Consider the following 20743-nt stretch of genomic DNA (forward strand, 5'->3'; position numbering starts at 1 on the left):
GCAGCCCCCCGGCAAGACAGGCTAGCCCGGTCCCCGCATGGTGCTGGCCAGGCTCGCCCCCGCGGTCAGCATATGCGCCCGCATCTGCCGCCCGGCCTCCTCTCCGTCGCCGCGCAGCACTTGGCGCAGCACCGCCTCATGCTCGGCGAAGCTGCGGCGCAGCCGGTCCTCGCCGTGGAATTGCGCGCGGCGGAACGGCGCCAGCCGCAGCCGCAGCGCCTGGGCGTGCTCGGCCAGGAAGCCGTTATGGGTGGCGCGGTAGATCGCCGAGTGGGATTCCCGGTTCAGCGCATCGTAGCCGCCCACGTCGCCAGCCTCGACCGCGGCGGCGGATTGCGCGTGCAGCGCCTGCAGGGCGAAGCGCTCCGGCGCGGTCATGCGGTGGGTGGCGAGACGGGCGCACATCGCCTCGGTCTCCGCCATGACCTCGAACATCTCGCCCAGACGTTCCAGCGTCAGGGCGGCGACGCGCACCCCGCGGCGCGGCTCGATCGTCACCAGCCCGGCCGCGGCCAGCTCGCGCAGCGCCTCGCGGACCGGGGTGCGGGAGGCGCCGAAACGCTCGGCCGCCTGCTGCTCCTCGATCTCGGTACCGGGGGCGAGGCGGCCGGTGATGATCTCCTCGGCCAGGGCGACGCGGATGGTCTCGGCCAGGGTGGTGGCGCCCAGGGCAGGCGCTGGGGCGAGGGGCACGATCTCGGCACCTTCCGCGTTGCGTCCACGCGACATGAACCAGCCCTCCCGCCGGCGTCCCGGCCGGACTGTCGATGATGCCAGTGGCCGGGACGGCGGTCGAGCGTCGAACGTTATACAAAAGGGCCGATTCTGCAGGCTTGCGCATACGGAAATGTTGTGAAACACAAGCTTTGAATACCATGGGCGCTCCAGCCCCGGGGAGATTGCATGCAGGACGCCGCGACGCAGGTCACGCCGAGCCCCAGCCTCAGCCCCAGCCCGGGTCCGACCGGCGTTTCCGAGACCAGAGGCTGGCTGGAACGCCTCTGGTCCAGCATCGCCGATCGCGGCCGCGCCTATGCCGATGTGCCGAGCTCCGGCCTGCCACCGCTGGAACGTGCTCGCCGGCTGGCGAGGGCCATGCTCTCGGAACGGGGCGAGGCTTCGGGCGCCGCCGTGGCGCGGGAGCTGCAGGAGAGCCTGGCCGCGCTCGGGCCCGAGGACCGCATCGCCTTCTTCCGCTTCCTCGCCAAGGGCTTCGCGCCGGATGCGGCGAAGCTGCGGAAGGCCGCCGAGGCCTGGCTGGCGGCGCCGGATGCGGAGACCGCCGCGCGGCTGGCCGATGCCGCCGAGCCGCCGCGCCAGGAGCTGCTGCGGCGGATGAACATGGCGCCGCGCGGCACCGCGGCCCTGGTCCGGATCCGGGAGGAGCTGGGCGCCGCCGCCCGCCAGGACCCCGCGCTCAAGCTGCTGGACGCGGACCTGAAGCACCTGTTCGCCTCCTGGTTCAACCGCGGCTTCCTCGAGCTGCGGCGGATCGATTGGCAGACCCCGGCCGCGGTGCTGGAGAAGCTGATCCGCTACGAGGCGGTGCACGAGATCCAGGGCTGGGAGGACCTCCGCCGGCGGCTGGAGGCCGACCGCCGCTGCTTCGCCTTCTTCCACCCGGCGCTGCCGGGGAGCCGCTGATCTTCGTCGAGGTCGCTCTGGTCCGCGGCATGGCCGATGCCGTGCAGCCGCTGCTGCAGCGCGACCAGGCCCCGGCCAGCGCGCGGGAGGCCGACACCGCGATCTTCTATTCGATCTCCAACTGCCAGGAGGGGCTGCGCGGCATCTCCTTCGGCAATTTCTCATCAAGCAGGTGGTGGAGGAGCTGAAGGCGGAGCTGCCGCAGCTCAGCCGCTTCGCCACCCTGTCCCCGGTGCCCGGCTTCCGCCGCTGGCTCGACCGCCAGCTGGCCAGCCCGCCGGAAGGCGGGCTGTTCCGGCCGGAGGAGGCGGCGGCCTTCGGCGGCACCGACCCGGTCGAGGGCTTCAAGGCGGTCAGCGCCGGCGCCTGGTGGGAGGACGAGCCGCGGCGCGAGGCGCTGCGGGCGCCGCTGCTGCGGCTGGCCGCGACCTACCTGACCCGGCCGAACAGCGGCATGGGCGGGATCGACCCGGTTGCCCGCTTCCACCTCGGCAACGGGGCGCAGCTGGAGCGCATCAACTGGCTCGGCAACACCGCCGCGCGCGCATGCGCGAGAGCTACGGGGTGATGGTCAACTATCTCTATGACCCCGACGCGATCGAGGCGAACCACGAGGCCTTCGTCCATTCCGGCCAGGTGGTCCGCTCCGCCGCGGTCGACGGGCTGCTGTCGATGCCGCGGGTGATGCCGGCCGCCCCTCACGCTCCGCCTTCGCGCGCCTCCTGGGCGGCGAGGAGAAGGCCGGCGGCAAACCGGGCTGATCGGCCGCCCCCGATCAGCCCCACTGGGAGGAAACCATAATGTCCCCGCAAACCGCCTCGATCCTGGGGCTCGTCGTCATGTTCGTCGTGGCCACCGCGCTGCCGATCAACATGGGCGCGCTGGCCCTGGCGATGGCCTTCCTCATCGGCACGCTCTTCGTGGGCATGTCGTCGAACGCCATCATCGCCGGCTTTCCGGGGACCTCTTCGTCACCCTGGTCGGCATCACCTATCTCTTCGCCATCGCGCAGAAGAACGGCACGATCGACTGGCTGGTGCACCAGGCGGTGCGGGCGGTGGGCGGGCGGATCGCGGCGATCCCCTGGATCATGTTCGCGGTCGCCGCGGCGCTCACCGCGGTCGGCGCTGTCTCGCCCGCGGCCTGCGCCATCCTGGCCCCCGTCGCCCTGCAATCCGCCCGCGCCTATGGCATCAGCCCGTTGCTGATGGGCCTGCTGGTGATCCATGGCGCCCAGGGCGGCGGCTTCTCTCCCATCTCGATCTATGGCGGCATCACCAACCAGGTAGTGGCCCGGTCCGGCCTGCCGGTCGGCGAGGTTTCGCTCTTCCTCGCCAGCCTCGGCTTCAACCTGCTCTGCGCGCTGGGCGTCTTCTTCGCCTTCGGCGGCCGCGCCCTGCTCGGCAAGCGGCACGGGATGGCGACGGCCGGCGCCGCCCAGGCGCCGGTGACGGATGTCGGCATCGAGGGCCATGGCACCAACGCCGATGCCAGCATCGCGCATGGCGCGCGGCCGGCGGTGGATGCGTTGAACCTCCAGCAGGTGGCGACCTTGGTGGGCCTCGCCGCGCTGGCGGTCGGCGCCCTGGTCTTCGGGTTGAATGTCGGCCTGGTCGCCGTGTCGGTGGCGGTGGTGCTGACCCTGATCGCGCCGAACGAGCAGAAGGGCGCGGTGGACAAGATCGGCTGGTCCACCATCCTGCTCGTCGGCGGCGTCATCACCTATGTCGGCGTGCTGCAGAAATCGGGCGCCATCGACAGCGTCGGCCAGGGCGTCTCCGGCATGGGCGCGCCGCTCCTGGCGGCCCTGCTGCTCTGCTACATCGGCGGCGTCGTCTCGGCCTTCGCCTCTTCGGTCGGGGTGCTCGGCGCCATCATCCCGCTGGCGGTACCCTTCCTGCAGCAGGGCCAGATCGGCACGGCGGGGATGGTCGCGGCGCTGGCGATCTCCTCCACGGTGGTGGATGTCTCGCCCTTTTCGACCAACGGGGCGCTGGTGGTGGCCAATGCGGCGCCGGAGGAGCGCGACCGCGTCTACAAGCGCTTCCTGGTCTACAGCATCCTGGTGGTGCTGGCCGGCCCGCCGCTGGCCTGGCTGCTGTTCATCGTGCCGGGTTGGATGTAGGCGGGGTGGCTAGGAAGCCGCGGCGCACTGGTGCATGAGACGCGTGGAATTCGACCGACAGGGGAGTGGACGATGCAGGAACCGAACGGGCCCTTGAAGGGCATCCGCGTACTCGACCTCACGCGCGTGCTGGCGGGTCCGACCTGTACCCAGATGCTGGGCGACCTCGGCGCCGAGGTCATCAAGATCGAGCGGCCCGAGGCCGGCGACGACACCCGCGGCTTCGCCCCGCCCTTCATCCCGAACACCAAGGAGAGCGCCTATTTCGTCGGGGTGAACCGCAACAAGAAGTCGGTCACCGTCGACATCGGCAAGCCCGAGGGTCAGGCGCTTATCCTGAAGCTGCTCGAGCATTGCGACATCCTGGCGGAGAACTTCAAGGTCGGGGCGCTGGCCAAGTACGGCCTGGGCTACGAGCAGCTGAAGGTGAAATTTCCGAAGCTGATCTACTGCTCGATCACCGGCTTCGGCCAGACCGGCCCCTATGCGCCGCGCCCGGGCTACGACGCGCTGATCCAGGCGATGGGCGGCGTCATGTCGCTGACCGGGGAGCCCAAGGGCTCGCCGCAGAAGGTCGGCGTGCCGGTCGCCGACCTGTTCGCCGGCCTCTATGGCTGCATCGGAATCCTGGCGGCGCTGAACCATCGCAACGCGACCGGGGAGGGGCAGCAGATCGATATCGGCATGCTCGACACCCATGTCGCCTGGCTGGCCAACCAGGGCATGAACTACCTCGCCACGGGCGAGAACCCGCCACGGCTCGGCAACCAGCACCCGAACATCGCGCCCTACCAGGAATTCCCGACCAAGGACGGCTACATCATCCTGGCCGTCGGCAACGACCCGACCTTCGAGCGCTTCTGCAAGGCGACCGGGCAGGAGCACCTGCTCTCCGACCCGCGCTTCGCCACCAACCCGATCCGCGTCGCCAACCGCGACCACGTGACGGCGACGCTGACGCCGGTGATGCAGTCGAAGACCACGTCGGAGTGGATCACCCTGCTGGAGGCGCAGAAGATCGGCTGCGGCCCGATCAACACGCTGGAACAGGTCTTCGCCGACCCGCATGTCGTCGCCCGCAACATGGTGGTTCAGATGCAGCACCCGACCGGCGAGCCGGTGAAGGTCATCGCCAACCCGGTGAAGCTCTCGGCCACTCCGCCCACCTATCGAAGCCCGCCGCCGGTGCTCGGCCAGCACACCGGGGAGGTGCTGGGCGGCCTGCTTGGGATGAGCGAGTCCGAGATCGCCGGGCTGCAGGAGAAGGGGATCACCTGATCCGGTCCGATGACCGGAGCGGCGCGAGCCGCGACGGTCTGAATCGGTCCGGCTGTCATTCGGTCCGATGACCGGAGCGGCGTGAGCCGCGACGGTCTGAATCGGTCCGGCCGTCATTCGGTCCGGTGACCGGAGCGGCGCAGGCCGCGATGGTCCGAATTGGGCTGGCCTGCGGGGCGAATCCCGCGCAGGCGTGCTTTCCCGGCACGCCGGCGCCGGGCTAGAACCATGAAAAGGGAAGGAAACATCCGTTCGGCATCCGGTGCCTCGCGCGCCGGGCATCACGGCCACCGGACTGCCTGGACGAGACGGGGGTTTCCATGCGTCGCCACCACCTGCGCTACCTGCTGCCGCAGGGCTTCTTCGGCCTGGCCTGGACCGAATGGGGGCCGGAGGACGGCGCGCCCGTGGTCTGCGTGCATGGCCTGACCCGCACCGGGCGCGACTTCGACGCTTTGGCAGCCGCCCTGGCACTGGAAGGCCGCCGGGTGCTCTGCCCGGACCTGCCGGGGCGCGGCGCCTCCGACTGGCTGCCCGACCCGACGCTCTATGTTCCGCCGACCTATGTCGCGGCGCTGTCGCACCTGCTGGCCCGGCTGGACGGGCCGGTGGACTGGGTCGGCACGTCTCTGGGCGGGATCTGCGGCATGGTGGTGGCGGCGACACCGGGCCACCCGATCCGCCGCCTGGTGCTGAACGACATCGGCGCCTTCGTGCCGAAGGAATCGCTCGCCCGGATTGGCGACTACCTGGGCGAGGTCGGCGATTTCGCGGACGTACCGGCGCTCGAACGCTATCTTCGCACGGTGCATGCGCCCTTCGGGCGCTTAAGCGATGCCGAATGGCGGTACCTCGCCGAGACCTCGTCCCGGCCCGGCACGGGCGGGCGGGTCGCGCTGCACTACGACCCGGCGATCGCCGCGCCCTTCCGCGGCGCCGAGCCGGTGGACATGGACCTCTCGCCGATCTGGACGCGGGTGACCGCGCCGGTGCTGGTCCTGCGCGGGGCCGAGAGCGACCTGCTGCCGGTCGAGACGGCCCGCGCCATGGCCCGGCGCCCCGGCGTCCGGCTGGCCGAGATCCCGGTTGCGGCCATGCCCCGGCGCTGATGGACCCGGCGCAGATTGGGCTTATCTCGGATTCCTGTCGGCCGCCTGACCCGGCGGCGCCGCGGCGAGGGAAGGCGGGAGGCGGGGAATACCTTTTCCCCAGTTCCGCGTTGCCGCTTGCATGCTGCCCTTCCACCCCCGCCCGCCCTGGCTGACCGGCCGCCTGCAGACGATCCGCGCCCTGCGCTGGCCGATCCCCGCCGCGCTGCCGGAGGGCCATCGGCTCTGGCTGCCGCTGGACGATGGCGACGCGCTGGCCGCCATGCTGCATTTCCCGGACGCGCCACGTCCGCTTCCCTGGCGGTGCTGGTACACGGCCTGTGCGGCGGCGAGGACGACCCCTATCTGCGGGAGGCGGCGCGCGGCCTGCTGCGGCGCGGCTTCCGCGTCTTGCGGCTGAACCTGCGCGGCAGCCCGATGAGCCAGCCGCACAGCACCAGCCACTACCATCTCGGCCGGTCGGAGGACCTGGCCCAGGCGCTGGCGGCCTTGCCGGCGGCGTTGGCCGGGGAAGGGGTGGTGATCGCCGGCTGGTCGCTCGGCGGCGCGCTGGCGCTGCTGCTGCTCGGCCGGGCGGCGTCGACGCCGGGGCTGCCGCGCCTGCTCGGCGTCGCGGCGATCTCCCCGCCGCTGCAGCCCGAACTGGCGCATGCGGCGATCGACGCCAACCCGGTCCTCGGCCGCGCCCTGCTGGCGATGTACCGGCGGGAGGTGCTGGCGGTGCCGGCACGCGACCTGCCGCCCGCGCTGCGCCAGGCGGCGCGCGAAGCCGGCTCGGTGCAGGAATTCGAGGCGCGGGTGACCGCGCCGCGCTTCGGCTACCCGTCCTATGACGTGTTCTGCGAGGTGAACCGCCCGGCCGCCATGCTGCCGCAGATCCGGGTGCCGACGCTGGTGATGCTGGCGGCGGACGACCCGCTGGTGCCGATCGGCTCGATGGAGGGGATCGACTGGCAGGCCTGCCCGGCGGTGCTGCCGCTGCTGGTCGGCGGCGGCGGGCATTGCGGCTTCTATGACTGGCGGGCGGAAGCGATGGCGGTGCGGGCGATTGGCGGCTTCTTCGAAGGCGTGGCGGCGGGGCAGGCGGAACCGGCCGGTAGCGTCGACGAGGCCGCTTGACGCCGGTGCGCGTCGCGGCGAGGCAGGCAAGCCTTGGGGAGGGAAAGGCATTTCCCCCCAAACCCCAGCTATGCCTTTTTTGAGGCGCACGCCCGCCAAGCGGCGAGTGCCAGATTCAGGAAGACAGACGAGGGGGCGGGAGAATACCTTCTCCCCGGCCTTCTAGAATCCCGGCCGCGGCGTCAGCTCCATCATCACCTGGTCCAGTCCGCCGTCGACCAGGATCTCGCCGCCGTTCACGTAGGCGCTGCGCGGGCTGGCGAGGAAGATCACCGCATCGGCGATGTCCTGCGGCGTGCCGATGCGCCGGCTGGGGAGCATCTTCTCCCGCCGCTCCTTCACCTCGGGTTGCTGGTAGAAGCTTTCCGACATCGGGGTGCGGATGAAGCCGGGGCTGACCACGTTGCTGCGGATGCCGTCCGGGCCCCATTCCAGCGCCAGCTGCCGCGACAGCATCGCGGCCGCGGCTTTCGAGGCGCTGTAGGCCCCGCTGCGCGGCTGCGGGTTGCTCGCGGCGATCGAGGCGATATGCACCATCGCGCCGCCGCGGCCGATCATCTGGTGGCGGAAGGCCTGGGCACACAGGAGATAGCCGGTCAGGTTCACGTTGAGCAGCGTGTTCCATTCCTCCAGCTGCAGCGTGGCGAGCGCGCCCGGCCGCAGGATGCCGGCATTGTTCACCAGGATGTCGGCGGCGCCGAGCCGGTCCGAACTGGTCAGCGCCGCATCGGCGATGCTGCCCTCGCTGCCGGTGTCGCAGAGGATGGCGGTGACCCGGCCGCCGGCATCGAGCAACTGGCGTTCCAGCGACTTCAGCGCATCGAGCTCGCGGTCGAGCAGCGCGACGGCGCAGCCGGCCTCGACGAAGGAGGCGGCGATGGCGCGGCCCATGCCGCCCGCCGCGCCGGTGACGACGGCGATCTTTCCGCCGAGGCCCAGCCAATCATCGTTCATGTTTACCGCTCCCCATCCCGGCGCATGAGACGCACCGCGACGGGGTAGGTCAAGGGAAGGGGCCGCGCTGCCTCAGCCGGTGCGCAGCAGCTGCGCCGCCTGCACGGCGAAGTAGGTCAGCACGCCATTGGCGCCGGCCCGTTTGAAGCCGAGCAGGCTTTCCATCATCGCCCGGTCGTGCTCGAGCCAGCCGTTGTTCACCGCGGCCATGATCATCGCGTATTCGCCGCTGACCTGGTAGGCGAAGGTCGGCACGCCGAAGCGGTCCTTCACCCGGCGGACGATGTCGAGATAGGGCATGCCCGGCTTGACCATCACCATGTCGGCGCCCTCGGCAAGGTCGAGCGCCACTTCGCGCAACGCCTCGTCGGTGTTGGCGGGGTCCATCTGGTAGGTCTTCTTGTCGCCGCGCAGTGCCTTGCCCGAGCCGACCGCGTCGCGGAACGGGCCATAGAATGCACTGGCATACTTCGCCGCATAGGACATGATCCGCGTGTCGATCAGTCCCTTCGCGTCCAGCGCCTGGCGGATCAGCGCCGATGCGGCCGTCCATCATGTCGGACGGCGCGATGACGTCGATGCCGGCTTCCGCCTGGTTGACCGCCTGGGTGACCAGGATCGAGACGCTGTCGTCGTTGTGGACATACTCGCCTGCCCGCGTGTCGCGGATCACGCCGTCATGCCCGTGGTCGGTATAAGGGTCGAGCGCGACATCGCCGACCAGGCCGAGGTCGGGAAATCCGCGCTTCAGCAGGCGCGCCGCGCGGCACATCAGGTTCTCGGGGTTCAGCGCCTCGCGCCCCTCCGCGTCCTTGATCCCGGGCGGCGTCATCGGGAAGAGCGCGATCGCCGGGATGCCGAGCGCGGCGGCCTTCTCGACATGCCCCGCCAGCCGGTCGAGCGTGACGCGCACGACGCCCGGCATCGAGGCCACGTCGGTGGTCTGGCCGGTGCCCTCGCGGATGAAGATCGGCCAGATCAGGTCGTCCACGCTCAGCGTGTTCTCGGCGACAAGCCGGCGGGTCCAGCCGTCCCGCCGGTTGCGGCGCATGCGGGTGTTGGGGAAGCTCCCCGTAGGCGTGGCGATGCTCATGCTGCTGCCTTCAGGGCCTGATCGAGGTCGGCGATGATGTCGTCGATATGCTCGATGCCGATCGACAGGCGGACATAGCCCGGCGTCACGCCGGTCTGCGCCTGCTCCTCGGCCGAGAGCTGGCTGTGGGTGGTGCTGGCGGGGTGGATCGCCAGGCTGCGCGCATCGCCTATATTGGCGACATGGTAGAACATCTGTAGCGCGTCGATGAAGCGCTTGCCGGCCTCCATCCCGCCAGCCAGCTCGAAGCCCATCAGGCTGCCATAGCCGCCCTTCAGATAGGCATCGGCGCGGCGCTTCGCCTCGCCGCTCTGCAGGCTCGGGTGGATCACCCGCGTCACGCCCTTCTGCTCGGCCAGCCAGCCGGCGACGCGGATGGCGTTGGCGCAGTGCCGTTCCATCCGCAGCGGCAGCGTCTCCAGGCCCTGGATCGCCATGAAGGCGTTGAAGGGCGTGGTGGCGGCGCCGAGGTCGCGCAGCAGGCAGGTGCGCATCCTGAGGATGTAGGCGATCGGGCCGAGCGGCTTCACCGCCTCCGTCCAGACTGCGCCGTGATAGCTGGGGTCCGGGCTGTTCAGCGTGGGGAAGCGGGCGCCGCCGGCCTCCCAGTCGAAATTGCCGCCATCGACGACGATGCCGCCGATCGAGGTGCCATGGCCGCCGATGATCTGGTGGTCGAGTGCATCACCACGGCGGCGCCGTGCTGCAGCGGCTTGCAAAGGATCGGGGCGGCGGTGTTGTCCATGATCAGCGGCACGCCGAGCTTGCGGCCGATGGCGGCGACTTCCGCGATGGGGAAGACCTGCAGCTTCGGATTGGGCAGGACCTCGGCATAGTAGGCACGGGTGCGGCTGTCGGTGGCGCGGGCGAAGGCCTCGGGGTCCGCCGGGTCGACGAAGCGGACCTCGACGCCCATCTGCTTCATGGTATTGGCAAAGAGGTTCCAGGACCCGCCATAGAGGTCGGTCGAGGAGACGATGTTGTCGCCCGGCCCGGTCAGGTTCAGCACGCAGAATGCGGTGGCCGACTGGCCGGAGGCGACGGCCAGCGCCGCGACGCCGCCCTCGATCGCTGCCACCCGGGTCTCCAGCGCGTCCTGGGTCGGGTTCATGATGCGGGTGTAGATGTTGCCCAGCTCCTGCAGCCCGAACAGCCGGGCGGCGTGGCCGGTGTCCTGGAACTGGAAGCTGGTGGTCTGGTGGATCGGCACGGCGACCGAGCCGGTGGTCGGGTCGGCCCGGTGGCTGCCGCCATGCAGGGCCAGGGTCTCGGGGCTGGTCCAGGCGGGCTTCGACATGCTGGGTCTCCGTGTTCTTGGTCCGCTCTGTGGGGCGTTTCCGGCGCAGTCGTCGCATTTCCGGCGGCGCCGCGGAAGGGGCGGCGCCGCTCGCCCGGAGGTGTAGCGCACTATTGGCGTCGTGAATGCAACGATGGCGGTTGCCGACCTAGATGATCAGGACCGGGCAGGCCGGCGGGGCCAGTGGGCATGGATGCGGTGGCGGGGACACGGGCGGGCGTGGGCATGGCGCCCCGTGTCCCGAAGGCAAGGCTGGCATGGCCTGACCTGGCGCGTGGCGCCTGCATGGTCCTGGTGGTGCTGCTGCATGTCGACCATGCGCTGCGCCATATCGGCCAGAACGACGAGCATCTGCACCTGCTGAACGAGCTGCTGGTGCCGTTGCGCCAGCCCTTGTTCTTCCTGATCTCGGGCGTGCTCGGGGCGGGGTCCTCGCGCGCGCGCGCGCGGCGTGCTGGTCCACCGGGTAGGCCGCTATCTCTGGTTGCTGGTGCTGTGGTGGGCGCTGGGGCGGTTCCTCCAGCTTCGGCTCGACCCTTTCGGGCCCTTCGGCATGGAGCCGATCTTCACCAGCCCGCCCAGCCTGGCCCGGTTGTTCGTCACGGCACAGGACGACCACTGGTTCTTCTACGCGCTGGCCGTCTTCTTCGGCCTGGCGCTGCTGCTGTCCCGGCTGCCCGGCTGGCTGCATGCCGCCATCGCCCTGCTGCTGGCGGTGCCCGGCCTGCTCGACTGGGGCCGGGCCAGCGGCGCCACCGCCATCGACCAGCTCTGGTACTACCCGTTCTTCGCCTTCGGCGCGTCGCGTTCGGCCTGGCTCTGGGCAATGGCGCCGCGGCTCGGCGCCTGGCCGGCGCTGCTCGGCGTCGGGCTGCTCTGGGCGCTGGCGACGCGCTTCGCGGTGCGGGTCGACCCGCTGTTCGGCACCCCGGTCACCGCGGTGCTGGCGCTGCTGGCGGTGCCCGCCGGGCTCGGCGCGGCGGTCTGGCTGGCGGCCTGGGGCGGGCCGCTGGCGCGCGGGCTGATCCTGGTCGGCCGCAACACCCTGCCGATCTATGTGCTCCACCCGTTGGTGATGCGGGTCTTCTTCCTGCTGTTCCACCGGCCGGACTCCCTGCCGCGGACTGCCTGGGTGCTGCTGGCGACGCTGGCGGCGGTGACGCTGTCGCTGCTCGCCGGCCGGGTCCTGGGCCGGATACCCGGCCTGTTCGGCCTGCCGCCGCTGCCGGCCGGCTTCGCCGCTGGCGCGCCGGCGCGGGAGACGGGCTGACCCCCGGGGGCGCCATTCCGCTGCCCGCATGGCGGCCTTGCGGATTCCGGCCCTGGCGCGGCGCTGGCCGGGCTGCCATCTGCCGGCCACGGACTCCCGGGGTACTAGCCTTGGGGGTTTGCCATCGCCCCAACCCCCTGCGCATGGTAGGTCTGCATCATGAGCCCCGCGCCCCTCACCATCGCCATCGGCGGCGACCATGCTGGCCTGCCGCTGAAGGCCACCCTGCAGGAGGCCCTGGCCGCCGCCGGGCATGCCGTGGTCGATTTCGGCACCAATGCCAGCGCCAGCGTCGACTACCCGGATTTCGCCCACCAGGTCTGCGCCGCGGTGGAAGCGGGCAAGGCCACCTTCGGCGTGCTGGTCTGCGGCACCGGGATCGGCATGCAGATCGCCGCCAACCGCCATGCCGGCATCCGCGCCACCGTCCTGCACGGCACGACCGAGGCGCGGCTGACCCGCGCCCATAACGACGCCAACGTGGCCTGCTTCGGCGCCCGCACCACCGGGCCGGAAGTGGCGCTGGACGCGCTGGCCGCCTTCCTCGGCACTGAATTCGAGGGCGGCCGCCACCAGCGCCGCCTCGACAAGATCAACCTGCCTGCCTGACCGCTATTTTCCAGGGCCGATCCGATGAACGAGACCACCGCCTACCGCATCCCCGAGCGCTTCTTCGCCGCCTCCCTCGCCGAAGCCGACCCGGAGCTGGCCGCCTCGATCGGCCAGGAACTCGGCCGGCAGCAGGACGGGATCGAGCTGATCGCCTCGGAGAACATCGTCTCCCGGGCGGTGCTCGAGGCCCAGGGCTCGGTGATGACCAACAAGTATGCGGAGGGCTATCCCGGTCGCCGCTACTACGGCGGCTGCGAATACGTGGACGTCGCCGAGACCCTGGCGATCGAGCGGGCGACGAAGCTCTTCGGCTGCGGCTTCGCCAACGTGCAGCCGCATAGCGGCGCCCAGGCCAACCAGGCGGTCTTCCTGGCCCTGCTCCAGCCGGGCGATACCTTCATGGGCCTCGACCTCGCGGCCGGCGGCCACCTGACGCATGGCTCGGCCGCCAACCTCTCGGGCAAGTGGTTCAAGCCGGTGCCCTATACGGTGCGGCGCGAGGACCAGCGGATCGACATGGCGGAGGTCCGCCGCATCGCGCTCGAGAACAAGCCGAAGCTGATCATCGCCGGCGGCTCGGCCTATGCCCGGGTCTGGGACTTCAAGGCCTTCCGCGAGATCGCCGACGAGGTCGGGGCGTATTTCATGGTGGACATGGCGCATTTCGCCGGCCTGGTCGCCGGCGGCGCGCACCCGTCGCCCTTCCCGCATGCGCATGTGGCGACCACCACCACGCACAAGACCCTGCGCGGCCCGCGCGGCGGCATGATCCTGACCAACGACGAGGCGCTGGCCAAGAAGTTCAACTCGGCGGTCTTCCCCGGCCTGCAGGGCGGCCCGCTGATGCACGTGATCGCCGCCAAGGCGGTCGCCTTCGGGGAGGCGTTGAAGCCCGAATTCCGCAGCTATGCCCGCGCCGTGGTCGCCAATGCCGCGGCCCTGGCCGAGGAGCTGAAGGCCCAGGGCCTCGACCTCGTCACCGGCGGCACCGACAACCACCTGCTGCTGGTCGACCTGCGGCCGAAGAAGCTGACCGGCAAGGCTTCCGAGGCGGCGCTGAACCGCGCCCACCTGACCTGCAACAAGAACGCCATCCCCTTCGACCCGGAGAAGCCGATGGTGACCTCCGGCGTCCGCCTCGGCACCCCGGCCGGCACCACCCGCGGCTTCGGCGAGGCGGAGTTCCGCGAGGTGGGCAAGCTGATCGGCGAAGTACTGGACGGGCTGGCCCGGGCCAACGACCCTGCGGCCAACTCGGCGGTGGAGGAGGGGGTGAAGGCCCGCGTCCTCGGCCTCTGCCAGCGCTTCCCGATCTACCCGGCCTGAGCCGGCCGGGAAGGGGAGGGCAAGGATATGCGCTGCCCCTTCTGCGGGAGCGACGACACCCAGGTGAAGGACAGCCGCCCGGCGGAGGACAATGCCGCCATCCGCCGGCGCCGGTCCTGCCCCTCCTGCGGCAGCCGCTTCACCACCTTCGAGCGGGTCCAGCTGCGCGAGATCACGGTCCTCAAGACCGACGGCCGCCGGGTGCCCTTCGACCGGGAGAAGCTGGCGCGGTCGATCCGCGTCGCGCTTCGCAAGCGCCCGGTGGACGAGGACCGGATCGAGCGGATCGTCAACGGCATCCAGCGCAAGCTGGAGACCGAGGCCGAGAGCGAGGTCACCTCCCGCCAGATCGGCGAGATCGTCATGCTGACGCTGAAGGAGGTGGACCAGGTGGCCATGTCCGCTTCGCCAGCGTCTACCAGAACTTCGGCGAGGCGAAGGACTTCCGCGAGTTCCTCGGTAAGATGGACGGAGGCTAGCGGCCGCCGCATCCTGATGCCGGGGCGGCAAGGTCGCGGGGAGGCATTTATGGACCAGGCCTGGCGCGAGGGCGTGGTGCGGACTGCGCGCCATACCAGCTTCTACCTCGATTGCGGCCCGGCCGACGGGCCCTTGCTGGTCTTCCTGCATGGCTGGCCGGAGCTCTCGATCAGCTGGCGCCACCAGCTGCCCTGCTTCGCCGCCATGGGCTTCCGCTGCATCGCTCCTGACATGCGCGGCTATGGCCGCTCCTCCGTCCATCCCGCGCCGCCCGACTACGCGCTGGAGGCAATCACGGCCGACATGCTGGAGCTGCTGGCGGGGCTGGGGCGGGAGAGGGCGGTCTGGATCGGCCATGACTGGGGCAGCCCGGTGGTCTGGAGCCTGGCGGCGCACCACCCGGAGCGCTGCGTGGCGGTCGCCAATCTCTGCGTGCCCTACATCCCCGCCGGCTTCGCCTTGCCCAACCTGATCGCGCTGGTCGACCGCCGCACCTATCCGGCGGCCGAGTACCCGGCCGGGCAATGGGACTACCAGTTCTTCTACGAGGAGAACCCGGCCCGGGCCCGGGCGGTGTTCGAGGCGGATGTGGACGCGACCGTCCGCGCCCTGTTCCGCCGCGGCAACCCGGCGGCGCGCGGCAAGCCCGGCCGGACCGCGACGATCCGCCGCGATGGCGGCTGGTTCGGCGGCGCCGATCGCGCGCCCGACGTACCGCTGGACGAGGCGGTGCTGACCCCGGCCGACCATAGCCGCTACGTCGCGGCGCTTCACCCGCACCGGCTTCGCCGGGCCGGATTCCTGGTACCTCAACCACGCCGCCAATGCGGCCTATGCCGCCCGCGCGCCGGATGGCGGCCGGCTGGGCATGCCGGTGCTGTTCCTGCATGGCGCCTGCGACACCACCTGCGAGACGATGGACAGCGAACTCGCCCGGCCGATGCGCGCGGCCTGCGCCGACCTGACCGAGGTGGTGGTGCAATCCGGCCATTGGATGGCGCAGGAGCAGCCGGCGGCGGTGAACGCCGCGCTCGCCCGCTGGCTGGCGCAGCGGGTGCCGGCGGCTTGGCCGGGCTGAATATGCCGGCCGAAAAGGAAGATCGGGGAGGAAAAGGCATTTCCTCCCCACGCCCCATCTTTGCTTCTTGTGGGTTGGCGCTCACCGCGCGGCGGGTGTCCGACTCACCGAAATCGATGAGGGGTTGGACGCATGGCGTCCGACGGGAGAACACCGTCTCCCCGGCCTTGCTTCCTCCCGGCCGGGGCCAACGACGGGCGCAGCGCTGGACGCCGCCCCGCGCCTCTGGTCTGCTCCCGCGAAACGGGAGGAAGAAAGGCCATGCCGCCGCTCCGCCGGCGCGCCCTGCTGGGCGCGCTCGCCATCCCTGCGATCGCCCGCGCGGCTGAGGCCTGGCCCAGCCGCCCGGTCCGGCTGATCGTCGGCTATCCCGCCGGCGCCTCCACCGATCTCTGCGCCCGCATCCTCGCCGAGGACATGCGCGCCCGGATCGGCCAGCCCGTGCTGGTGGAGAACAAGCCGGGCGCCAATGGCAGCCTCGGCGCCGCCGCGGTCGCCGCGGCCGAGCCGGACGGCCATACCCTGCTGGTCAGCAACACCAGCACCATGACGGTCAACCACCTGCTCTACCGGGACATCCGCTACCACCCGCTGCGCGACCTGCTGCCGGTCGCCTCGATCACCCTCAGCCCCTTCATCCTGACCACCTCGCCGAAGAGCCCGCGCACCAGCTCCATCCGCACGCTGGCCGAGCTGCTGGCCCTGGCCCGCGCCAATCCGGGCGGACTCAGCTATGGCTCCGGCGGCAACGGCAACCTCCAGCACCTCTACATGGAGCAATCTGCCGCCGCGGCCGGCATCCGCCTGCTGCACGTCCCCTTCCGCGGCGCCGCGCCGGCGGAGAACGCGCTCGTTGCCGGCGACGTGGACATGATGCTCGAGACGCCCTCCGCGACGCCGCTGATGCGGTCCGGCGCGCTGACCCTGATCGCCGTCACCGGTCCGGCGCCCTGGCGCGACCTGCCTGAGGTGCCGACCCTGGCCGCTTCTGGCTATCCCAATCTCGTCTTCACCTTCTGGAACGGGCTGGTCGCCCTCGCCGGGCTGCCGCCGGCGATCCTCGACCGGCTGGTCGGGCTGATGGAGGCCGCAGCCGCGGCGCCGGCCACCCGCCAGCTCCTGCTCAGCCAGGGGGAGGTCATGGTGCTGCGGCCGGAGGCCTTCCGCGCCCGCATCGCCGCCGACATCGACCGCAATGCCGCCGTCATCAAGGCCGCCGGGATCGAGATGCAGTAGCGGTGCCCCCTTTCCCGCCGCCCGCGGCTGCGCCAGTTATGCCGGCATGATCGCCTTCCCCCGCGCTGAGCCGATGCCCGACCCCGAGGCCGACCGCGCCCATATGGCGGCCGCCCTGTCCGTGGCGCGGCGCGGCCTCGGCAATACCTGGCCGAACCCGGCGGTCGGCTGCGTCCTGGTGCGCGACGGCCGGGTGGTCGGCCGCGGCTGGACCCAGCCCGGCGGCCGCCCGCATGCCGAGACCGAGGCGCTGGCCCGGGCCGGCGAGGCAGCACGCGGCGCCACCGCCTATGTCACGCTCGAGCCCTGCTCCCATTGGGGCCGCACCCCGCCGTGCTGCGACGCGCTGATCCAGGCCGGCGTCGCCCGGGTGGTGGTGGCGACCGGCGACCCTGACCCGCGGGTGGACGGGCGCGGCCTGCAGCGGCTGCGCGAGGCCGGGGTGATCGTCGAACTCGGCCTCGGCGGCGCCGAGGCCCGCGCCATCAATGCCGGCTTCGCCCGCCGCATCACCCTCGGGCTGCCGCTGGTGACGCTCAAGCTTGCCACGACCCTCGATGGCCGCATCGCCACCGCCGGCGGCGAGAGCCAGTGGATCACCGGGCCGGAGGCGCGGCGGGAGGCGCATGCGATCCGCGCCCGGCACGACGCCATCCTGGTCGGCAGCGGCACGGTGCTGGCCGATGATCCGGAGCTGACCCCCGCCTGCCGGGCACCGCCCTTGTGCCGCTCGCCCGGGTGGTCGCCGATGCCCGCCTGCGCACCCCGCTCGACAGCCGGCTGGTGCTGACGGCGCGGCAGGTGCCGACCTGGATCGCCACCCGGACCAACCAGCGGCCGGGCGTGCTGGCGCCCTATCTGGAAGCCGGGGTGCAGATCCTCTCGGTGCCGCGCACCCGGCCGGGCCTCGACCTCGGCGCCCTGCTCGGGGCGCTTGCGCAACGCGGGGTGACGCGGGTGATGGCCGAGGGCGGCGCAGGGCTCGCCGCCGCCCTGCTGCGCGGCGGCTACGTCGACCGCATCGCCTGGTTCCATGCGCCGGGAATCATGGGCGGGGACGGGCTGCCGGCCGTCCAACCCTTGCCGCTGGCCGCGCTTTCCGCCATGCCACGCTTCCGCCGTGTGGCCAGCCGTCCCGTCGGCGCCGACTGGCTCACCGAATTGCTGCGCGAGGAGGATCCGTAACATGTTCACCGGGATCGTGACGGACCTCGGCACGGTGCGGGAGGTCCAACCGCTCGGCGACGGCAACGACATGCGCCTCGTCATCGGCACCTCGCCGGCCTTCCTGGCGCAGCCGGCCCCGGCCGTCATCGGCGCCTCCATCGCCTGTTCCGGTTGCTGCCTGACCGCCGTGCAACTCGGCGGCGACTGGTTCGCGGTGGACGCCTCGGCCGAGAGCCTGTCGAAGACCACGCTCGGCCTGCTGCGGGCCGGCAGCCGGATCAACCTGGAACGCTCGCTGCGCCTCGGCGACGAGCTGGGCGGCCACCTCGTCTCCGGCCATGTCGATGGCGTCGCCGAGGTTCTCTCGGCGGTGCCGGAAAATGCTTCCGTGCGCTGGCGCTTCCGGCTGCCGCCCGGCCTGTCGCGCTTCGTGGCTGCCAAGGGGTCGGTCGCGATCGATGGTTGCTCGCTCACGGTCAACGAGGTTGACGGGGACGTGTTCGGGGTCAACATCATCCCGCATACCGCGGCCGTGACCACCTTCGGCACCCTGCAGCCGGGCGGCCGCGTGAACATCGAGATCGACACCCTGGCGCGCTACGTCGCCCGGCTGGTGTCGGCAGACCAGGGCGCCACCGGCGTTCGCTGGAGGATTCCGAGCATGACCGCCGCCGCGCCGCAACGCGTCAACTTCTCCGACTTCGTCAGCCCGACCGAGGAGCTGATCGAGGAAGCGCGCCGCGGCCGCATGTTCATCCTGGTGGACGACGAGGACCGGGAGAACGAGGGCGACCTGGTCATCCCTGGGCGATCCGCGACGCCCGACGCGATCAACTTCATGGCCCGCTTCGCCCGTGGCCTGATCTGCCTGGCGATGACGCGGCACCGCGTCGACCAGCTCGGCCTGCCGCTGATGGCCGCCGCCAACGGCACCCGGCACAGCACCGCCTTCACCGTCAGCATTGAGGCAAAGGAGGGGGTCACCACCGGCATCTCGGCCGCCGACCGCGCCCATACCATCGCCACCGCGATCAACCCGGAGATGGGCCGCGAGCATATCGTGACGCCCGGCCATGTCTTCCCGCTGCTGGCGCGGGACGGCGGCACGCTGGTCCGCGCAGGGCATACCGAGGCCTCGGTCGATATCGCGCGCCTGGCGGGCCTCAACCCCTCCGGCGTGATCTGCGAGATCATGAACGACGACGGCACCATGGCCCGCATGCCGGACCTGGTCGCCTTCGCCCAGCACCACGGCCTCAAGCTCGGCACCATCGCCGACCTGATCGCGCATCGCCGCCGGACGGAACGGCTGGTGCGCCGCGTGCAGGAAGGCCAGATCGAGCACCAGATCGGCGGCGACTGGCGGCTGGTGGTCTATGCCAACACGCTCGAATACGCCGAGCACCTGGCGCTGGTGAAGGGTGACGTCTCCGCCCCCGGCCCGGTGCTGGTGCGGATGCACGCCGCCAACCTGCTGCACGACATCGTTGCCGGCGACGGCACCGCGGACCTGCATGATTCCATGCGCATGATCAACAGCGCCGGCCGCGGCGTGGTGGTGGTGATCCGCGACTGGCGCCTCACCAACATGAGCGAGCAGGTGAAGCGCAACAAGGATCGCCGGGTCTCGCCGCCCGAGATCCGCGACTACGGCATCGGCGCGCAGATCCTGGCGGATCTGGGCGTCAGGGACATGGTGCGGCTGTCCAACAACCCGCGGCCGATCGTCGGCCTCGAAGGGTATGGGCTGCGGGTGGTCGAGACCCGGCCGCTGACCAGGACGAGCAAGGACAACGCATGAGCACGATCGACGCGCCGGAGCGCGCCGCCCAGCCCATCCCCGGCCCGGCGCCGCGGCTGCTGACCATCCAGGCGCCCTATTACGACCAGGTGGTCGGCGGCATGCGGCGCGGCGCCGAGCGCGTCTTCGCCGAGGCCGGCGCGCTGCACCAGACCGTGGATGTCGCCGGCGGCTACGAGCTCGCCGGCGGCGCTGCGCATGGCGCTGTCGCAATCCGCCGAGCGCTATGACGGCTTCCTGCTGCTCGGCGCCGTGGTGAAGGGCGAGACCGACCACTACACCTTCATCTGCGACGCCATCTGCAACGGCGTGATGCAGATCAGTGCCGAGACGGGCGCGGCCATCGGCTTCGGCCTGCTGACCGTCGACACGCTGCAGCAGGCGCTGGCCCGCGCCGGCGACGACCGGCACAACAAGGGGGCCGAGGCGGCGCATGCGCTGCTCGGCCAGGTGGCGCTGCGGCGCCGCTGGGGCCTCTGATGCCCGAGCCGAAGACCGAGATGAGCGAGCTTGACCGGCTGCGGGCGGAGTACGAGGCGGAGCAGCGGGCGCAGCAGGCCCCGGCGCCGCAGCTGCGTCCCGCCGTGCCGGGCCAGGCGCCCACGGCCGCGGCGAAGGCCGGCAGGAAGTCCGCCGTGTCGAAGCCGCGCGGCCGGCCGCGCACCGGCGCCCGGGTCGCCGCGGTGCAGGCGCTGTTCCAGAGCGAGCAGAACAACGAGCCGGCAGAGGCCGTGGTCAGCCAGTTCCAGCGCCACCGCCTTGGCACCCAGCCCGGCGATGGCGGCTTCGAGGAAGGCCGGGTGCCCGAGGCCGACGTGCCGCTCTTCTCCTCCATCGTCATGCTGGTGGCACGGAATGCCGAGGCGGTGGACAAGGTGGTGTCCGCGCATCTCGACCCGTCCTGGCCACTCGGCAAGCTCGATCCGGTGCTGCGGGCGCTGCTGCGCGTCGCCTGCGCCGAGCTGCGCGAGCAGCCCGCCGCCGCGCCGCCGGCCAAGGTGCTGATCAACGAATATCTCGACATCGCGCACGGCTTCTTCGGCGGCGACGAGCCACGCTTCGCCAATGGCGTGCTGGACGCCATGGCCCGCACCCTGCGCGCGGAGGAATTCACCGGCCCGCCGCGCCGCCGCGGTGGCTGACCCGACGGACGC

At 71.4% G+C, this 20743-nt stretch carries 19 protein-coding genes and 6 pseudogenes; 20 read left to right on the plus strand and 5 right to left on the minus strand.

Annotation, left to right across the window (positions count from 1 at the left end; all coding sequences use genetic code 11):
* Positions 1 to 21: 21 nt before the first annotated feature.
* On the minus strand, positions 22 to 729 hold the full coding sequence (locus ACQ86J_RS35385; RefSeq protein WP_431269181.1) for a GntR family transcriptional regulator: 708 nt from the start codon (positions 727 to 729) through the stop codon (positions 22 to 24).
* 366 nt (positions 730 to 1095) lie between these two features.
* On the opposite strand from ACQ86J_RS35385, the pseudogene ACQ86J_RS35390 reads away from it, so the two are divergent.
* From ACQ86J_RS35390 to ACQ86J_RS35415, 6 genes and pseudogenes are all read left to right on the plus strand, one after another.
* Positions 1096 to 2212: pseudogene (locus ACQ86J_RS35390) on the plus strand (malonyl-CoA decarboxylase).
* Positions 2191 to 2445, plus strand: a complete 255-nt coding sequence (locus ACQ86J_RS35395; RefSeq protein WP_431269182.1) for a hypothetical protein — start codon at positions 2191 to 2193, stop codon at positions 2443 to 2445. The pseudogene ACQ86J_RS35390 and the gene ACQ86J_RS35395 overlap by 22 nt, the downstream one beginning before the upstream one ends.
* 38 nt (positions 2446 to 2483) lie before the next feature.
* Positions 2484 to 3769 (plus strand): annotated as a pseudogene (locus ACQ86J_RS35400) (SLC13 family permease).
* Positions 3770 to 3841: 72 nt separating this feature from the next.
* Complete coding sequence (locus tag ACQ86J_RS35405; protein ID WP_431269183.1) at positions 3842 to 5047, plus strand: CaiB/BaiF CoA transferase family protein; 1206 nt, start codon at positions 3842 to 3844, stop codon at positions 5045 to 5047.
* Positions 5048 to 5367: 320 nt separating this feature from the next.
* Positions 5368 to 6156 (plus strand): alpha/beta fold hydrolase, encoded by a 789-nt coding sequence (locus ACQ86J_RS35410; RefSeq protein ID WP_431269184.1) that lies wholly within the window; start codon positions 5368 to 5370, stop codon positions 6154 to 6156.
* A 303-nt stretch (positions 6157 to 6459) separates the two neighbouring features.
* The gene (locus ACQ86J_RS35415; RefSeq protein WP_431269185.1) at positions 6460 to 7275 is read left to right on the plus strand and encodes an alpha/beta fold hydrolase; all 816 of its coding nucleotides are present in this window, start codon (positions 6460 to 6462) and stop codon (positions 7273 to 7275) included.
* Positions 7276 to 7437: 162 nt separating this feature from the next.
* On the opposite strand, the gene ACQ86J_RS35420 is transcribed toward ACQ86J_RS35415, so the two are convergent.
* The 4 genes and pseudogenes from ACQ86J_RS35420 to ACQ86J_RS35435 form a co-directional block, all read right to left on the minus strand.
* Complete coding sequence (locus tag ACQ86J_RS35420) at positions 7438 to 8229, minus strand: SDR family NAD(P)-dependent oxidoreductase (RefSeq protein ID WP_431269186.1); 792 nt, start codon at positions 8227 to 8229, stop codon at positions 7438 to 7440.
* Positions 8230 to 8301: 72 nt separating this feature from the next.
* A pseudogene (gene hemB / locus ACQ86J_RS35425) lies at positions 8302 to 9322 on the minus strand (porphobilinogen synthase).
* A complete protein-coding gene (locus ACQ86J_RS35430; RefSeq protein ID WP_431272647.1) occupies positions 9319 to 9990 on the minus strand; it encodes a PLP-dependent transferase in 672 nt (223 codons plus the stop codon). Before ACQ86J_RS35430 ends, hemB begins: the two are co-directional and overlap by 4 nt.
* On the minus strand, positions 9897 to 10619 hold the full coding sequence (locus tag ACQ86J_RS35435) for a PLP-dependent transferase (protein WP_431269187.1): 723 nt from the start codon (positions 10617 to 10619) through the stop codon (positions 9897 to 9899). The genes ACQ86J_RS35430 and ACQ86J_RS35435 overlap by 94 nt, the downstream gene beginning before the upstream one ends.
* Positions 10620 to 10904: 285 nt before the next feature.
* On the opposite strand from ACQ86J_RS35435, the pseudogene ACQ86J_RS35440 reads away from it, so the two are divergent.
* The 14 genes and pseudogenes from ACQ86J_RS35440 to nusB all read left to right on the plus strand — a co-directional run.
* Positions 10905 to 10997 (plus strand): annotated as a pseudogene (locus tag ACQ86J_RS35440) (hypothetical protein); the annotation flags it as partial.
* Between the two features lie 73 nt (positions 10998 to 11070).
* On the plus strand, positions 11071 to 11889 hold the full coding sequence (locus tag ACQ86J_RS35445; RefSeq protein ID WP_431269188.1) for a hypothetical protein: 819 nt from the start codon (positions 11071 to 11073) through the stop codon (positions 11887 to 11889).
* 159 nt (positions 11890 to 12048) lie between these two features.
* Positions 12049 to 12498: a ribose 5-phosphate isomerase B gene (gene rpiB, locus ACQ86J_RS35450; protein WP_431269189.1), complete on the plus strand. Its 450-nt coding sequence runs from the start codon at positions 12049 to 12051 to the stop codon at positions 12496 to 12498.
* Positions 12499 to 12522: 24 nt separating this feature from the next.
* The gene (glyA, locus tag ACQ86J_RS35455) at positions 12523 to 13827 is read left to right on the plus strand and encodes a serine hydroxymethyltransferase (RefSeq protein ID WP_431269190.1); all 1305 of its coding nucleotides are present in this window, start codon (positions 12523 to 12525) and stop codon (positions 13825 to 13827) included.
* Between the two features lie 27 nt (positions 13828 to 13854).
* A pseudogene (gene nrdR / locus ACQ86J_RS35460) lies at positions 13855 to 14306 on the plus strand (transcriptional regulator NrdR).
* A 49-nt stretch (positions 14307 to 14355) separates the two neighbouring features.
* Positions 14356 to 15714, plus strand: a complete 1359-nt coding sequence (locus ACQ86J_RS35465; protein WP_431269191.1) for an alpha/beta fold hydrolase — start codon at positions 14356 to 14358, stop codon at positions 15712 to 15714.
* Entirely contained in the window at positions 15647 to 16621 is a 975-nt protein-coding gene (locus tag ACQ86J_RS35470; protein ID WP_431269192.1) for a Bug family tripartite tricarboxylate transporter substrate binding protein, read from the plus strand. Before ACQ86J_RS35465 ends, ACQ86J_RS35470 begins: the two co-directional genes overlap by 68 nt.
* 46 nt (positions 16622 to 16667) lie before the next feature.
* Positions 16668 to 17411, plus strand: coding sequence for a bifunctional diaminohydroxyphosphoribosylaminopyrimidine deaminase/5-amino-6-(5-phosphoribosylamino)uracil reductase RibD (gene ribD, locus ACQ86J_RS35475; protein WP_431269193.1), 744 nt, complete (start codon positions 16668 to 16670; stop codon positions 17409 to 17411).
* A complete protein-coding gene (locus tag ACQ86J_RS35480; protein ID WP_431269194.1) occupies positions 17360 to 17806 on the plus strand; it encodes a dihydrofolate reductase family protein in 447 nt (148 codons plus the stop codon). The genes ribD and ACQ86J_RS35480 overlap by 52 nt, the downstream gene beginning before the upstream one ends.
* A gap of 1 nt (position 17807) precedes the next feature.
* Positions 17808 to 18353: pseudogene (locus ACQ86J_RS35485) on the plus strand (riboflavin synthase); the annotation flags it as partial.
* Positions 18354 to 18449: 96 nt separating this feature from the next.
* On the plus strand, positions 18450 to 19589 hold the full coding sequence (gene ribB / locus ACQ86J_RS35490; protein ID WP_431272648.1) for a 3,4-dihydroxy-2-butanone-4-phosphate synthase: 1140 nt from the start codon (positions 18450 to 18452) through the stop codon (positions 19587 to 19589).
* The gene (locus ACQ86J_RS35495) at positions 19586 to 19819 is read left to right on the plus strand and encodes a hypothetical protein (RefSeq protein ID WP_431269195.1); all 234 of its coding nucleotides are present in this window, start codon (positions 19586 to 19588) and stop codon (positions 19817 to 19819) included. Before ribB ends, ACQ86J_RS35495 begins: the two co-directional genes overlap by 4 nt.
* Positions 19788 to 20069, plus strand: coding sequence for a 6,7-dimethyl-8-ribityllumazine synthase (locus tag ACQ86J_RS35500; protein ID WP_431269196.1), 282 nt, complete (start codon positions 19788 to 19790; stop codon positions 20067 to 20069). Before ACQ86J_RS35495 ends, ACQ86J_RS35500 begins: the two co-directional genes overlap by 32 nt.
* Complete coding sequence (gene nusB / locus ACQ86J_RS35505; RefSeq protein WP_431269197.1) at positions 20069 to 20731, plus strand: transcription antitermination factor NusB; 663 nt, start codon at positions 20069 to 20071, stop codon at positions 20729 to 20731. The genes ACQ86J_RS35500 and nusB overlap by 1 nt, the downstream gene beginning before the upstream one ends.
* Positions 20732 to 20743 lie beyond the last annotated feature (12 nt).

The sequence above is a fragment of the Dankookia sp. P2 genome (assembly GCF_050632255.1).
Classification (GTDB): domain Bacteria; phylum Pseudomonadota; class Alphaproteobacteria; order Acetobacterales; family Acetobacteraceae; genus Paracraurococcus.

What these genes read in the sequence shown, in the direction of transcription:
- ACQ86J_RS35385 (WP_431269181.1), bottom strand. Translation starts at nt 729, where the DNA reads ATGTCGCGTGGACGCAACGCGGAAGGTGCCGAGATCGTGCCCCTCGCC.
- ACQ86J_RS35395 (WP_431269182.1), top strand. Translation starts at nt 2,191, where the DNA reads ATGCGCGAGAGCTACGGGGTGATGGTCAACTATCTCTATGACCCCGAC.
- ACQ86J_RS35405 (WP_431269183.1), top strand. Translation starts at nt 3,842, where the DNA reads ATGCAGGAACCGAACGGGCCCTTGAAGGGCATCCGCGTACTCGACCTC.
- ACQ86J_RS35410 (WP_431269184.1), top strand. Translation starts at nt 5,368, where the DNA reads ATGCGTCGCCACCACCTGCGCTACCTGCTGCCGCAGGGCTTCTTCGGC.
- ACQ86J_RS35420 (WP_431269186.1), bottom strand. Translation starts at nt 8,229, where the DNA reads ATGAACGATGATTGGCTGGGCCTCGGCGGAAAGATCGCCGTCGTCACC.
- ACQ86J_RS35435 (WP_431269187.1), bottom strand. Translation starts at nt 10,619, where the DNA reads ATGTCGAAGCCCGCCTGGACCAGCCCCGAGACCCTGGCCCTGCATGGC.
- rpiB (WP_431269189.1), top strand. Translation starts at nt 12,049, where the DNA reads ATGAGCCCCGCGCCCCTCACCATCGCCATCGGCGGCGACCATGCTGGC.
- glyA (WP_431269190.1), top strand. Translation starts at nt 12,523, where the DNA reads ATGAACGAGACCACCGCCTACCGCATCCCCGAGCGCTTCTTCGCCGCC.
- ACQ86J_RS35465 (WP_431269191.1), top strand. Translation starts at nt 14,356, where the DNA reads ATGGACCAGGCCTGGCGCGAGGGCGTGGTGCGGACTGCGCGCCATACC.
- ACQ86J_RS35470 (WP_431269192.1), top strand. Translation starts at nt 15,647, where the DNA reads ATGCCGCCGCTCCGCCGGCGCGCCCTGCTGGGCGCGCTCGCCATCCCT.
- ribD (WP_431269193.1), top strand. Translation starts at nt 16,668, where the DNA reads ATGATCGCCTTCCCCCGCGCTGAGCCGATGCCCGACCCCGAGGCCGAC.
- ribB (WP_431272648.1), top strand. Translation starts at nt 18,450, where the DNA reads ATGACCGCCGCCGCGCCGCAACGCGTCAACTTCTCCGACTTCGTCAGC.
- ACQ86J_RS35495 (WP_431269195.1), top strand. Translation starts at nt 19,586, where the DNA reads ATGAGCACGATCGACGCGCCGGAGCGCGCCGCCCAGCCCATCCCCGGC.
- ACQ86J_RS35500 (WP_431269196.1), top strand. Translation starts at nt 19,788, where the DNA reads ATGGCGCTGTCGCAATCCGCCGAGCGCTATGACGGCTTCCTGCTGCTC.
- nusB (WP_431269197.1), top strand. Translation starts at nt 20,069, where the DNA reads ATGCCCGAGCCGAAGACCGAGATGAGCGAGCTTGACCGGCTGCGGGCG.